This is a genomic window from Qipengyuania xiamenensis (genome assembly GCF_019711495.1).
Classification (GTDB): Bacteria; Pseudomonadota; Alphaproteobacteria; order Sphingomonadales; family Sphingomonadaceae; genus Qipengyuania; species Qipengyuania xiamenensis.
Genome location: NZ_JAIGNM010000001.1, coordinates 1,107,367 through 1,121,219, shown reverse-complemented (window position 1 = coordinate 1,121,219; position 13,853 = coordinate 1,107,367). Strand labels below are relative to the sequence as shown.

Below are 13,853 nucleotides of genomic sequence, written 5' to 3'. Positions count from 1 at the left end.
AAATGGCGTCTCCTCTCTCGGCCAAGGATCATATCTGCCTGACGCGGCGACGCAATGACCGATCGCTAGCCGCCGATCCTGATGCCGATCCAGACGGTGCGCGGCGTGCCATAGTCGATCGATCCGCCCTGGTTGCGGGTAACGATATCCTCGTCGGTGAGATTCTCGCCGCGCAGGACGAGCGAGGCATCGCCCGTCACCGGTACCTGCGCAAAAAGGCCGAGGGTGGTCACGGCGGGCAGGACATCGCTTTCCAGATCGTCTTCGAACTGCCGCCCGACATGGCGTAGGTTCGCCGCGACAAGGCCGCTCTGGCCGAAACGATAGCTGACCGTGGCACCGCCGACCCATGCGGGGGTCTGTGAAGGCCTGTTCCCATCGAATTCCGCGCCATCCTGCTGCGACTCGGCATCGGTATAAGCAAGCGAGCCATCGAAACGCAGGTCGCCTAGCGCAAGGCCGAGGCTTGCCTCGATACCGCGTGCCTCGATGGCATCGATATTGCGCCGCTGGCGGGTCACCGGGTCGAGCGTGACATTGGCAATCGCGCCCTCGACGCGGTTCTGGAATGCGGTGAGCGACAGGTCGAAAGCTTCGCCGGGCGCGAAGTCTATCCCCGCCTCGAAGCCCTCGAGCCGTTCGTTTTCCAGTGCGGCATTGGCATTGGTGGTGACCGGAAACACCACGAAGGGTCGGTAGAGTTCGTTGAGCGTGGGAAGGCGCAGGCCGGTATAGGCGGCTGCGCGAAGGCTCAGCCCGCCACCTGCATCGAAGACCGCGCCGCCGCGGAAGGACTCGTCCCAGCCGGAGCGGTCAGCAAAGCGATCTTCCACCAGGACTGCGCCATCGTCGGACCGCGCGACATAGAAGCCGTCGCGGATCGTGTAGCGGTCGAGCCTCGCGCCGGCCGTGAGAGTTAGAGGGCCGAGCTGGAGATCGTCCTCGATGAAGAAACCGAGGTCGGTATTGGTGCCGCCCGCATTGCGCCGCTCGCGCACGGCGCCGGTAAAGGCGCTGATTGCAGTCTCGAAAAGCTCTCCATCGCTGCGCCGGTAGTCCATGCCGAGTCGCAGGACATTGCTGTCGCCCACCGGAGGTCGGATTTCGAATTTTCCGCCCAGACCGGTCGATGGCGTGTTGCGTTGGTCGAGGACTGGCACGAAGCGCGTGGAACTGATGACGATATTGGTGAAGTTGCGCGCCTGCACATAAGCGAGCGCGTCGAACTGCCAGTCTCCCCTGCCGACAAGGCGCAGGCTCGCATCCTGTCCGGTGCTCGAACTGTCAGCGTCGTCGAAGCGCAAGGTTCGGCGATCGTCATAGACCAGCCCGCGCGCCTGCAATTCCACGCTGTCACTGATCGGTGTGACACCGCGAGCCTGTACCGACCAGCTGTCGTAGGCCGCGCGCGCACTTGCATCGACACGGTCGGCAGGCGGCGTCGTGAAGAAGCCCTTGTCACGGTCCCAGCGCCCGGAGATGACGCCGAAACCTCCGCCGAGATCGCCCGCGACATGGGCCGCGCTCTCGGTGCCGCTGCGGTCGTTGGCGTAGAGATGCCCGCCGAAGCCGCCGAGCGTTGCCGCATCGGCGCTATCGAGCTCGATCGTGCCCGCCAGCGCGCCTGCGCCGAAAGGGCCGGAACCGCCGCCCCGCGTCACCCGGACTTCGGAAAGCCGTTCCGGTGCGATGGCAGTGAAAGGAATGAAGCCGAAGAACGGGTCGGCCATGGGCACGCCGTCGAGCAGGACGAGTGCGCGGCTGGTGGCATTGCCGCCCAGCGAACGCAGCGTCGCACCCTGCGCGCTCGGATTGGAGGAGCGGCTATCGGAGCGGCGGAACTGTTGGAAGCCCGCAACGCTGGCGAGCGCATCCTCTATCCGGCCCGAAGAGGTCGAGACGAGCTGCTCGCGGTCGATCACCTGCGTGTCGTAGGCTGGGCTGGCCGGTGTCTGGTCCAGTCCTTCGCCCGTTACGACGATCAGCGTCGCTTCTTCCTCGGCATCTGCGTCGGTTTCCTGCGCAAGCGCATTGGGCGCCCAGATGGCCGCGAGGCCTGCAATGGTAACGTAGAGCGAGCTGCGGAAAGTCTGTCTCATTGCCCTGCGTCTACAAGACATGCGGCGCGGCACAACCCGCGACCGGCATCGGTGTCCGGCTTGACTTGGAGCGGCAAGAGCGGCTCAAGGCGCGCAGGACTGAGCAGAGAGGATCATACGTGTCTCAACCAAGGGCCCTTCCGGCGCGCCACCGCAGCTGGCTGTTCGCACCGGGCGACAGCGAAAAGAAGATGACGAAGGCCACCGAAGGGGAGGCCGACATCGTCATTTTCGATCTCGAGGATGCGGTCGCAGACGACGCCAAGCCGGCCGCACGCGAAGCGATCTGCGCCTTCCTGAAGACGCGCGACAACGGCGAGCACGACCGGCTGTGGGTGCGGGTCAATCCGCTCGACGGCCCGCACACCGCCGATGATTTGGCCGCGATCATACCCGCACGCCCCGGCGGCATCATGCTGCCCAAGTCGCGCGGGCGGCACGATGTCGAGGCGCTGGACCAGATGCTCACGCCGCTGGAAATGGAACTGGGCATCGAACCCGGCTCTACGCCCGTCATCGCGCTGGTGACCGAAGTTGCCGCAGCCATGTTCACAACCGGTGACTATGCAGGCGCGCCGCGGCTGGTGGCGATGACTTGGGGTGCGGAAGACCTGGCCGATTCCATCGGCGCCATGTCCAATCGCGGCGAAGATGGCGAATACAGCTTCACCTACGAACTCGCCCGCAGCCTGACCCTGCTCGGTGCTGCAGCGGCTGGCGTGCCTGCCATCGAAACGATCGACGGCGACTTCCGCAACCTCGAAGGACTGGAGAAGCGCGCCGGGAAGGTCCGCCGCGACGGCTATCGTGGAATGCTGGCGATCCATCCCGCACAGGTTCCGGTGATCAACGAGGCATTCAGCCCGAGCGAGGAAGAAATCGCCGAGGCGCGCGAGATCGTCGCGCTATTCGAAGCCAATCCCGGTGCGGGCACCATCGGCCACAAGGGCAAGATGCTGGATCGTCCGCACCTCAGCCGGGCGCGGCAATTGCTCGCGCAGGTCGAGGCCTAGTCGGCGAGCTTTGCCACTTCGGCGAGCACGCGCTCGGCCCATTCGGGACGGCAGATCAGCAGGTCGGGCATGTAGGTGTCGGCCTGGTTGTAGGTGAGCGGGCTACCGTCGATGCGGCTGGCGTGCATGCCATGCGCAAGAGCGACCGCTGCGGGCGCTGCGCTGTCCCATTCGTACTGGCCGCCGGTGTGGAGGTAGATTTCCGCCTCGCCGCGAACCACGGCCATGGCCTTGGCGCCAGCCGAGCCCATGCCGACGAGCTCTGCGCCGATGGTTTCCGCCACCGACACCGCTTCCTTGGCGGGGCGCGTGCGGCTGACGACCATGCGGGGCTTCTGCGCGGCCGCGGGAACGTCGATCGGTGCGTCGGTCCGCAGTACGGTGTCGAGACCGGGCAGGGCGACTGCACCGGTTTCCGGCTTGCCGTTCACGCATAGCGCCACATGCACCGCCCAGTCGCTGCGGGCCTCGCCATATTCGCGCGTGCCGTCGACCGGATCGACGATCCAGACGCGCTCCTTGTCGAGCCGCGCGTGGTTGTCTTTTTCCTCTTCCGACAGCAGGCCGTCCTCGGGACGCTGCTGGCGAAGCGCGTGGCACAGAAACTGGTTCGCGGTTTCATCACCCGCCTTGCCGAGCGATTTGCCTTCGAACATGCCGCTCTCGCGAACCTGGATGAGGATCTTGCCTGCAACCTCGGCGAGGTGGGCGGCGAGTTCGGCGTCGGTCATTGGCGGTCCCTGAAGCTGGCGGATCGATAGCCCGCAAAAGAATTCGGGGGCCGCATGGCAGACCGAAGCCTCCTTGCGAACCCCCGAAAAGGTCTCTGATTTCGAATTCTACGCGGTGGCGGGACGCCTTGCGAAGATCCCGTAGCAGGCGATCACCGCGTAGCAGACGATCGGTATTGCCATTGCGAGGGCGAGGTCGCCGCCGGTTGCGTCGGCAACCACGCCGTAGAGCAGCGGGACCACTGCGCCGCCGAAGATGGCGACGTTGATGATGCCCGAACCGTCTGCTGCGCGCGGCCCCAGCTTTTCGCAAGCCAGCGAGAAGATCGTCGGGAACATGATCGAGTTCATGAGGCCGACTGCCAGCAGCGAGAAGCCTGCCAGTTCGCCCGTGCTGTTGGTCGACAGCAGGATAAGCAGGATCGCCATGGTCGCGTTGAAGGCGAGGATCTTGCCCGGCGAGAAGATGCGCAGGAAGTAGGAGCCGATGAAACGGCCAACCATCGCGCCGCCCCAGTAAAGGCCGATCATCCATTCGACTTCGTTGGATTCGAAGCCGAAGAGGCCGTTGAGGAACGACGTCACCGGACCGCCGTTCGCCATCACGCTTTCCTGCGTGAGGTAGTTGATGATGACCGAACCGATCGCGACTTCACCGCCCACGTACAGGAAGATGCACAGCGCGCCGAAACCGAAGCGCGTACGCTTGATCAGGTCGTTGTCGTAGAGCCAGACAGCAGGTGCAAGGCAGATCAGCGCAAGACCGATCAGCGGGCTGAACTGGAGCGCGGTCACGCCGCCGATTGCGGCAACCGCGAGGCCCATTCCGTAGCGCTTGTTGGTGACGAATGCGGAATCGCCCATGATCTTCGGGTCATGGGGCAGGCGGTTGCGGAACGACCAGACGGCCAGCGCCACGATGCCGATCAGTCCGGCAACGCCGAGGTAGCCCTTCCAGATCGCCTCGCTTTCAGCTTGGCGGTATTCCACCAGCGCCTGGCCGGACAGCTGGTCTGCCGTAACGGTCGCGAGGCTGCCGAGGATCACGATCGTGCCGACGATCGGGAAGATCGTGGTGCCGAGCGAGTTGAAAGCCTGCGCGAAGGTCAGGCGGCTATGGGCCGTCGACGGTGCGCCGAGCAGGCTGATGAGCGGATTGGCAACGACCTGCACGATCACCACACCGCTGGCGAGCACGAAGAGCGCCAGCAGGAAGATGCCGTAAGTCGCCGTCTGGCTGGCGGGAATGAACAGCAGGCAGCCGAGCATCATGGTCACGAGACCGGCCACGGCCCCGCGCATGTATCCCAGCTTCTTGACCAGCTTCGCGCCGGGGATGCCGACGATGAAATAGGCCATGAAGAAGCAGAACTGGATGAGCATGGCTTCGGTCCAGCTCAGCGTGAAGAGCTCCTTCAGCTTCGGGATGATCACGTCGTTGAGCGAGGTGATGCCGCCGAAGATGAAGAACAGGCCGAAGACGAAATACTGCAGGCCCGGCGCGTCTACGGGTGGGCTGTCGTCGTCGACTTCTATCGGATTCGGATCGGTGCTCGACGCAACGTCGGGTGCCAGTGCCATTTCAATTGTCCTCCCAAGTCCCGGTGCGATCCCAAGACGCCCGGTTTGTTTCTATGCCCTGTTTGCCAGCCTTTTTCCGGCGCACAAAGCGAATACGAATACGCCGTCAGAACGAGCAGTCGGTGCCTTCGGCAAATTCCTCGCGCACGACGCTACCGATGTTGATCTTGAACGGCCCTTGCGACGTGAAGGTGAGCGACGGACCAAGATCGGCGACACAGGCATCGGTGATGATCATCTCGCGATAGCCCTTGCCTTCCGCGACGGAGAGCTGCTGCGTGATGTCCAGCGGCTCGCCTGCGCCAACCTTCAGGTAGACGGCAGCGGAGGGGCGGGTCTGGACTTCGTAGATGACGCGATAGCCATATCCGTTGTCGCCGCCGCCCTGTGCCAGCTCGAGATAGGCGCCGGGGCCGAAGCTGATCGCCCGGGCATCTTCCTGCGCGTTGCGATCGAGGCCGATAGCGAAAATGCCGCCGGCTTCGCCGCGCAGATTGTCGAGCTTTCCGGTCGCAGTGTTGGCAAGCACGCCATCGGCAAGGCGGCCGTTGACATACCAGTCCTTCGCCGCGCCCTGCTGGAGCGGGGCGCAATTTTCATCGAGTGTCGGCAACGGGCTGAGATCGTCGAACGAACGGCCGTAGCCCACGGTGAAGAGCGCACCTTCGGGGCCGTTGAGCGGGCCGTAGTCGCAGGTTGCAGGCCAGCTGAAGCCCAGCTTTCCGGTAGCGGGCATCGCGCCCGTCAGAACGTCTGCAATACCCGCGCCTTCGCCGCCCGGCAGCCAGCTGGCCACGAAAGCGTCAGCAGCATTGAGTTCGCGATTCACCCACATCGGCCGGCCCGAGAGGAAGACGGCGACGGTCGGCACGCCTTCGGACTTGAACTTTTGCAGGAGTTCGAGGCCTTCCTCGTCGGTGAAGCCGAGATGCTTCCGGTCGCCGGCGAATTCCGCATAAGGTTCCTCGCCGAAGACGACGATGGCGACATCGGGCTTGTCCGAATAGCTGCCATCGGCCGACAGCGTGGCGCTGCCGCCACTTTCCTCGACCGCGGTCTTGAGGCCGCTCCAGATCGAGGTTGCGCCGGGGAAGTAGCTGTTGTCGAGATCGCCGCCACCCTGCCAGGTCAGCGTCCAGCCGCCTGCAGCCTGCGCGATATCGTCGGCCGCGCCGCCTGCCACGAGAACACTCGCGCCCTCCTTTAGGGGCAGGACGCCGTTGTTCTTGAGGAGGACCTGCGACTTGGCGACGGCCTCGCGCGCGATGGCACGGTGTTCTGCCGAACCGATCAGGTCGTAATTGCCGGCATTGGGGCGATCGGAAGGTTTCACGAATTCGTCGAGCAGGCCTGCACGCATCTTGAGGCGCAGCACGCGGCTCACCGCCTCGTCGAGTTTGGCCATCGGGATGGTGCCGTCCTCGACCTGCGAGACCAGCGTCTCAAGCAGGCCCTTCCAGTCGTCGGGGACCATGTAGATGTCGAGCCCCGCCAGCAGCGACTGCGGGCAATCGGTGTTGGTACAGCCGGCAACCTGGCCGTGGCCGTTCCAGTCACCGACGACGAGGCCGTCGAAGCCGAGTTCGCCTCGGAGCACATCGGTCAGCATGTCCTTGTTGCCATGCATCTTGCGGCCGTTGATCGAATTGAAGCTGGCCATGATGGTTTCCACCCCGGCCTCGATGGTCGCGGGGTAGGGCGCGGCGTGGACCGCCTTCAATTCTTCGATGTCGCCGTTCACATCGCCCTGGTCGACACCCTGGTCGGTACCGCCGTCACCGAAGAAGTGCTTGGCAGTGGCGATAACATGGCCTGCGCCGAGGCGGTTTGCATCGCCCTTGCGGCCCTGCAGGCCTTCGACGAGTGCAGCGCCGAGCGGTGCGACGATGGCGGGGTCTTCCGAATAGCTTTCGTAGGTGCGGCCCCAACGGTCGTCACGCGCGACGGCCACGGTGGGCGAGAAGTTCCAGTCGATGCCGGTCACTTCGATCTCGACCGCGGTCGCTGCACCGATCCGGCGGATGAGATCGGCATCGCGCGTCGCGCCCAGTCCGATATTATGCGGGAAGATCGTTGCACGGATGATGTTGGTGTGTCCGTGGACCGCATCGGTGCCCCACATGGTCGGAATGACGGGCTCGTCGCCTTCCATGGGTTCGACCGAGGCGAGATACATCTCGTCGGCATAGCGCAGCCATTCGCTGGCTTCGGCGTACTCGTCGCCATAGGGGCCGCCATTGCCGCCGTTGAGATAGCTGCCGAAACGGTAACGGCGCATGTCTTCCGGCGTGAAGCTGTTGATCTGCGGCTGGATGAGCTGGGCGACCTTGCGTTCGAGGCTCATGCGCGAAACGAGGTCGGCAACCCGTGCATCTTCGCTCGTGCTGGCGCTTGCTACCGGCGTACTTTCGACTTCTGCCGGAACGGTGTTGCAACCTGCCAGGGCCACTGCTGCAGCCGACACCAACCAAAACGCTTTCATGTCTCTCATCCCTCCGCGTCCTCTCCCGATTGAGAACGTTATCAAAGTGAAAACTGCCATGCGTTCGGTTCAAAAGCAAGCGGCTAGTTGAGGCGGGGCATGGTCGCCAGAAGGAGTGTTGCAAGGACGGTCAACACGGCGAGGACGATAAACAGGCCGCTGAAGCCGAATACCGGGACGAGCGCGAGCGTGAGCCACGGCATGATGAGGCTGGGAACCGTGTTGGTCAGATTGAAGATGCCAAGGTCGCGGCCCCTCGTCGAAGGCTTGGGCAGGACGCGCAGGGTCTGGCTCGAATGCAGGGCGAGGAAGACGCTGGTGGACAGGCCGAAGACGAGATATCCGGCAATCGCTTCCTCGATGCCCTCGACCGATGCCATGACGAGCAGGCCGGCAGCGCCCAGCGCGGCGCCCAGCACCAGCGGGAGTATCGGCCGGTCCTTGAGGTCCGACCAGCGCCCGGCAAGCATGGCCAGCGGGACCGAGAGTGCGAGAACCAGCGCGAAGATGCGCGCCGTGTCGTTGTCGGTGAAAGCCGGATCGACCGAAAGAAACCAGATCAGCAGGTAGGCGAAGAGGGCGGCCTCGGCGATCTGGACCAGCAACCGCGCAAGCCACATTCGGGCAACGGCACCGCGAGCTGCGATCCGGACCTCGGGTGCCTTTTCCGGAACGTCTTCGGCAAGGTGGGGCATGGGGCGCGGCTTGCCGAACAGCAGCACCGGCAGGACCATGAGCGCTACGAGGCAGGCGACAATGGTCAATCTTGCGTCCGGTCCGGCGAGGTCCGGAACAGTCACCAGCGCGCCTGAAGCGGCACCAAGCGCGGGTGCGAAGGCCAGCAAGCCGCCCAGCATGCCCTTCTGCCCGTCGGGAACGACATCGCCGGCCCATGCCGCCAGCGGTCCCAGCATCATGTTCAGGCCGATCTGCCACAAGACGATGAGCCCTACCAATTGCAGCGGATCCTTGGCGACGGGGAGCGAGACAAGAAGTGCGCAGGACCACACCAGCCCGCCGAGGATCCACGGCTTGCGGGTACCTGTGCGGTCGCTAGCCCAACCGAAACCGATATTGGCGAGGCTGGCCGCGCTCGCTCCGGCAAAAGCACAATAGGCGAGCAGGTCGATTGTGCTTGCGCCTGTCATGCTTTCGGCGCGAACCGGCAGCAGAAGCGTCAGGAACGGGACGTAGGATACCGCTCCGCCTGCAGCAGCAAGCGCGTAGAGCCACAGAAAGCGAAGCGACTGGCGCTGCTCCGGACGAGCGTCAGTTTCCTGCATCTACCCTGGCCGACGCCGTCGATCCGCGCACCACCAGTTCGCCCTGGATTTGCACGGGCTTGATCGGAGCGGGTTTCTTGCGGGCATCGATGAGCAGTTCTACCGCACGCGCCGCAGTGGCGGCGATCGGCTGGTCGATTGCCGTCAGCGGAGGCTGGGTGAAGCGCACGATGGGCGAATTGTCGAAGCTGACCAGCGAGAGATCCTTCGGCACGTTCAAGCCGCGACGGCGCGCGACTTCCAGCACGGCAAGCGCCATCTGGTCGCTGCTGGCGATAATCGCCGTGGGGGCAGGGTCGCGGTCGAGCAGTCGTTCGGCTGCCTTCGCGCCGCTTTCGAACCCGAAATCACCGCGTTCGCACAAGCCTTCGGAGGAAAAGCCTGCATCGTCGAGCGCGGAGGCCCAGCCTTCCATACGCCAACCCGACAGGCTGAAATCTTCCGGACCGGCGATGAAGCCGATCCGCTCGTGTCCAAGCTCGATCAAATGGTCGGTCGCCAGCCGCGCATTGTGGCTGTCGCCCATGGTCATCGCGATGCCCGGGCCTTCCTGTTTCGAGCCGATGCGCGCGAACGGGATGCCCTTTTCGGCAAGCAGGCCGGTGATGAGCGCATTTTCGGAGTGGGGCGGGGTCAGGATGACGCCGTCCGGTTGCAGCGCAGCGATCGCCGCACTAAGCTCACGTTCCACGTGATCGCTATGCGTGTCGACCAGTTCGATCAGCATGCGGTAGCCATGTTCGGCACAGGTCAGCATGCCGCCGAGCAGCATCTGGTCGACCCAGTCGCGGCCTTCGCGTGCCTTCCAGTCGGCGATGGTCAGGTCGCGGTCGTTGATCGCAAGGATCAGGTAGGAACGCGATCCGCTCATGCGCTGGGCGGCGATCGAGGGGACGTATCCCAGCTTGTCGATACTCGCCTGGACCCGCTCTTTCATTGCGGGGCGCACGTTCGGTTCGTTGTTGATGACGCGGCTCACCGTCTGGAGCGAAACCCCAGCATCGGCTGCCACGTGCTTGATTGTCACCGACTGGCGCCGCCGACCCATATTCACATCCCCCATCCCATGCGAAAATGGCGTGCGCATGATCCCGTAACATCACGCAGGCACCCGCCAGCAGGGCATCTTGGTGTTTTACAATAAAGAACGGGCCCCGGTCTTGCAACCGAGGCCCGTCCCAAATCACACTATCGAAGGCTTCAGAAGTTGAAGCGAGCGATGAAGGTGTAGCGGCGGTCGTTACGGAATGCTGCGCTGTTCACGCGCGTTCCGTCGTAGTCGACCACGGTCGAGAGCTGCGTAACTTCGTCGAGAAGGTTCACGCCCTGGACACCCAGTTTGATGTTGTCGGTCACGCTGTAGAAGATCGACGCATCAAGCTGTCCACCCGATTCCTGGTAGATCGGCGAGAACGGGAAGAGGTCGTCCCTGACGGTGACCACGAACTCGCTACGCCAGTTGTAGGCGGCACGAGCCGAGATCGGTCCCTTCTCGTAGAACACCGTAGCGTTGACGGTGTGCTCCGAAATGCCGGCCAGCGGCAGCTGGCTGACGAACGGACCCGCGTTGATCGGGGCGCCGTCGGAATTGACCGAGGGAGAACCGATGCTCGAGATGTTCGGGTTCGGGAAGTCGCCGCCATCCACATAGGTGTAGGAGAACTGCGAACCCAGTCCGCTCAGCAGGCCGGGAAGGAAATCATAGGTCTGCTGGTAGGCGAGTTCGACGCCCTTCAGCGTACCATCGATATCGTTCGCCGGACCGTTGATGATGACATCCTGCGAAAGGCCGCTGGGTGCCGTGTAGTTCACCAGGCCGAGGCCGTTCTGCACGATACCGTCGATGTCCTTGATGAAGAACGCAGCGGTAAGCGAGCCGACGTCGTCGAAATACCATTCGGCGCTCAGATCGTAGTTCCACGATTCGATAGGCCGGATATTCCGGTTACCCGTGCGGATCGACAGCAGCGGACCGCTATCGACATTGCCACTGAAGCCGAGCGTACCGCCTGCATTGAACAGGTTGAGGTCGGGACGCGAAATCGCCTTCGATACCGCACCGCGGATGACCCAGCCCGTTCCGCTGTCGAGGCGGATATTGAACGCCGGCAGGAAGTGATCGAACGTGATGTCCTGCGTATCCGGCACGAACTCACCGGTGAACAGCGAGGCGTATTCGGCCAGGCGCGCACCCGTCAGCTGACAGTAGAGGATGTCCGGCGCGAAGCCTCCCGGAGGCGTGGGCGGACAGGAGTCGGTGATCTCCGAAACCTGCACGACGCCGTCGCCGTTGCCGCCGTTGGCGACAGCGTCGAACTGCTCGGGATCAGGGAACCGGACCAGCGAGTCGTTGCTGACTTCGGTCTGCACGTAGCGCAGGCCGATGTTACCAGCGAGCGTCCAGCCGCCAGCCATGTCCAGACCGTAGTCGACACGAGCATACGCTGCCTTGGTGATTTCGGTAACGTCCGAAATCTCGTTCGGGCAGAAGACACCGTCGATGTCGCATCCGGTACGGCCGTTAACGCCGAGATTGAAGCGCTCGGGCGACTGGCCGAAGGTCGAAATGTCGTCCCACTGCTGGTCGGTTACGCCGTCGAGATATTCCTGAAGGAAATCGTCACCGCCGTAGAACCAGGCCGAACCACCTGCGATCGGGGTCGAGGCGTTGCCGCGCTGGAAGTTGTCGGCAAACGGGCTGACGAACTGCGAAGCATTGGGGAATTCGTCGACGTAGGCGCCGCCTGCGATCGCGAATTCCTGGCCCGGCAGGCCGGTGTAGAACCGACCCGGCGTGAAGCCGGCCCAGTCGGGAACATAGGGTCCCGGGCCCGAGAAGCAGCCCGGACCTTCGCCCCAGGGCGCACAGCCGCCACGACCGGCCCAAGGAGCCGAGAGGTTACCCCAGGTGCTGAAGTTGGTGTTGCGGTTCACGCGATCGCGCGCAGCCCAGCGAGCACCGAACTTGGCCGTCTTGAAGAAGCCGTCGTCGCTGATGTCGTATTCGAAATCACCGGCAAGGCTGAAGAGCTCGCCTTCGTTCTTCTCGCGGCTGTCGAGACCGAACCAATAGTAGGTGTAGAAGCCCGAGCTGAAGTAGTCAGCCGGGGCGCCCGGAGGAGCCAGGAACTGGATATCCGGGATGTCACCGCTGAGATCGATGGCGATATCCGACCAGGTGCTCATCGCACCGAATACGGAATCGCGGGTCAGCTTGGAATTGACATACTGCATGTCCACGCTGCCGCGGAAACGCTCGGTGAATTCCATGTCGACGTCGAGCGAGAGATCCTGCGTGACCGAATTGGTGCCACGAAGGAAGCGCAGCGTATCGGTCGGGACACCGCCCAGGCCGAACGGCGTTGCATAGGCATCGCCTTCGCCGAAGGTCAGGATACCGCTTTCGAAGTTACCGTTCTCGTCGAAGGTCCAGGTCGAACCGGAACGCGGGACCGGCGAAGTGACGCCGTCGTCGATACGGCCGAGGATGGCATATTCTTCGGTGAAGAAGTCGGTTTCCGAACGCAGGTATTCCAGCGTCATCAGCAGGCCGCCATCGGCGGATTCGAACTGCGCTACGCCCGAGATCGCTTCGCGGTCGCGGTCGAGCGTGGTCGAGCGGACGTTGGCGAACTGGGGCACGATGCCCGTTCCTGCAACCGGGAATTCATCCGGGCCGAGCAGGATATCGCCCTGGAAACCGCCCGAATTGACGACCTGGGCACGGACGCAGCCGCTGGTGAGGTCGGTGGTCGAACGATAGCAGGGATCAACGATCTGCGATGCGTCGGTACGGCTCTTGAGCGACGAGTTCGAGTAGCTCAGCTGCAGGCCGAAGGTGCCGGCGGCGGAATCGAACGTGTCGGAAGCAAGGATGTTGAAAGTGGGCGACCACTTTTCGCGCAGATCGCCGTAATTGGCTTCGATCGAGCCGGCGAGATTAAGACCGGGATTGTCGAGCGGCTTGCGCGTGACGAGGTTCACCATGCCCGAGATATGACCTTCGATCATATCGGCGGTGCTGTTCTTGTAGACTTCGACACGGCCCACGAGTTCGGGCGAAACGTCTTCGAAGCTCAGGACACGGCCGCCATTGGCCGAGAAGATGTCGCGTCCGTTGAGTTCCGAGCGCGTGTAGGGAAGGCCGCGGATGATTACGCCGGTACCTTCGACCGAGAAACGGGTCGGATCCGAGGTCTTTTCGAAGCGACCGATGTTCACACCGGGGACGCGCTGCAGCGTTTCCGCCACGGAGCGGTCGGGCAGTGCGCCGATGTCTTCGGCCGTGATGACGTCGACTACGGTGTCGGCGCGTTCCTTGAAGTCCTGCGCGGTGCGGAGCGACTCGCGGAAGCCCGAAACGATGATGACGTTTTCTTCATCGACCTCTTCGGCAGCCGGTTCTTCGGCCGTGTCGGCATCCTGCGCCCAAGCAGGCTGCGCGGCCACGAGTGCGAGACCGGATGCAGTGGTCAACGCTGCAATGCGACGCGAAAATGGCGCGACGCCGGTGGTTTTCTGAGACATTGTTCCTCCCTATCCCAAGCGTAATTGTCAGGACGAATCCCGCAATCTGACTGTAACATATCGAGGGTTGTGAGCGTTCACAAGTTAGAATATTCCCCTACCACAGGACCGTTGCGGTCTGGCAACAGGACGGAATT

Annotated in this window: 8 protein-coding genes; 1 reads left to right on the top strand and 7 read right to left on the bottom strand. The window is 63.5% G+C overall.

Annotation, left to right across the window (positions count from 1 at the left end; genetic code table 11):
- Positions 1-65: 65 nt before the first annotated feature.
- Positions 66-2,099: a TonB-dependent receptor plug domain-containing protein gene (locus K3165_RS05630; protein ID WP_221547798.1), complete on the bottom strand. Its 2,034-nt coding sequence runs from the start codon at positions 2,097-2,099 to the stop codon at positions 66-68.
- 119 nt (positions 2,100-2,218) lie between these two features.
- Between K3165_RS05630 and K3165_RS05625 the strand changes: the two genes are divergently transcribed.
- Entirely contained in the window at positions 2,219-3,112 is an 894-nt protein-coding gene (locus K3165_RS05625; protein WP_345720508.1) for an HpcH/HpaI aldolase/citrate lyase family protein, read from the top strand.
- Here the strand turns inward: K3165_RS05625 and K3165_RS05620 are convergent.
- From K3165_RS05620 to K3165_RS05595, 6 genes are all read right to left on the bottom strand, one after another.
- Positions 3,109-3,843: a 3'(2'),5'-bisphosphate nucleotidase CysQ gene (locus K3165_RS05620; RefSeq protein WP_221547797.1), complete on the bottom strand. Its 735-nt coding sequence runs from the start codon at positions 3,841-3,843 to the stop codon at positions 3,109-3,111. The genes K3165_RS05625 and K3165_RS05620 overlap by 4 nt on opposite strands.
- A gap of 108 nt (positions 3,844-3,951) precedes the next feature.
- Entirely contained in the window at positions 3,952-5,424 is a 1,473-nt protein-coding gene (locus tag K3165_RS05615) for a sugar MFS transporter (RefSeq protein WP_221547796.1), read from the bottom strand.
- Between the two features lie 106 nt (positions 5,425-5,530).
- On the bottom strand, positions 5,531-7,906 hold the full coding sequence (locus K3165_RS05610) for a glycoside hydrolase family 3 protein (RefSeq protein WP_221547795.1): 2,376 nt from the start codon (positions 7,904-7,906) through the stop codon (positions 5,531-5,533).
- 83 nt (positions 7,907-7,989) lie between these two features.
- Complete coding sequence (locus tag K3165_RS05605; RefSeq protein ID WP_221547794.1) at positions 7,990-9,189, bottom strand: MFS transporter; 1,200 nt, start codon at positions 9,187-9,189, stop codon at positions 7,990-7,992.
- Complete coding sequence (locus K3165_RS05600; RefSeq protein WP_221547793.1) at positions 9,176-10,237, bottom strand: LacI family DNA-binding transcriptional regulator; 1,062 nt, start codon at positions 10,235-10,237, stop codon at positions 9,176-9,178. The genes K3165_RS05605 and K3165_RS05600 overlap by 14 nt, the downstream gene beginning before the upstream one ends.
- Before the next feature lie 152 nt (positions 10,238-10,389).
- Positions 10,390-13,716 carry a TonB-dependent receptor gene (locus tag K3165_RS05595; RefSeq protein WP_221547792.1) on the bottom strand — a complete coding sequence of 1,109 codons (3,327 nt, stop codon included), beginning with the start codon at positions 13,714-13,716 and terminating at the stop codon, positions 10,390-10,392.
- Between the last annotated feature and the right edge of the window lie 137 nt (positions 13,717-13,853).

Excerpts from the sequence above, each read along its gene's own strand:
- K3165_RS05630 (WP_221547798.1), bottom strand. The coding sequence starts at position 2,099 with ATGAGACAGACTTTCCGCAGCTCGCTCTACGTTACCATTGCAGGCCTC.
- K3165_RS05620 (WP_221547797.1), bottom strand. The coding sequence starts at position 3,843 with ATGACCGACGCCGAACTCGCCGCCCACCTCGCCGAGGTTGCAGGCAAG.
- K3165_RS05615 (WP_221547796.1), bottom strand. The coding sequence starts at position 5,424 with ATGGCACTGGCACCCGACGTTGCGTCGAGCACCGATCCGAATCCGATA.
- K3165_RS05610 (WP_221547795.1), bottom strand. The coding sequence starts at position 7,906 with ATGAAAGCGTTTTGGTTGGTGTCGGCTGCAGCAGTGGCCCTGGCAGGT.
- K3165_RS05605 (WP_221547794.1), bottom strand. The coding sequence starts at position 9,189 with ATGCAGGAAACTGACGCTCGTCCGGAGCAGCGCCAGTCGCTTCGCTTT.
- K3165_RS05600 (WP_221547793.1), bottom strand. The coding sequence starts at position 10,237 with ATGGGTCGGCGGCGCCAGTCGGTGACAATCAAGCACGTGGCAGCCGAT.
- K3165_RS05595 (WP_221547792.1), bottom strand. The coding sequence starts at position 13,716 with ATGTCTCAGAAAACCACCGGCGTCGCGCCATTTTCGCGTCGCATTGCA.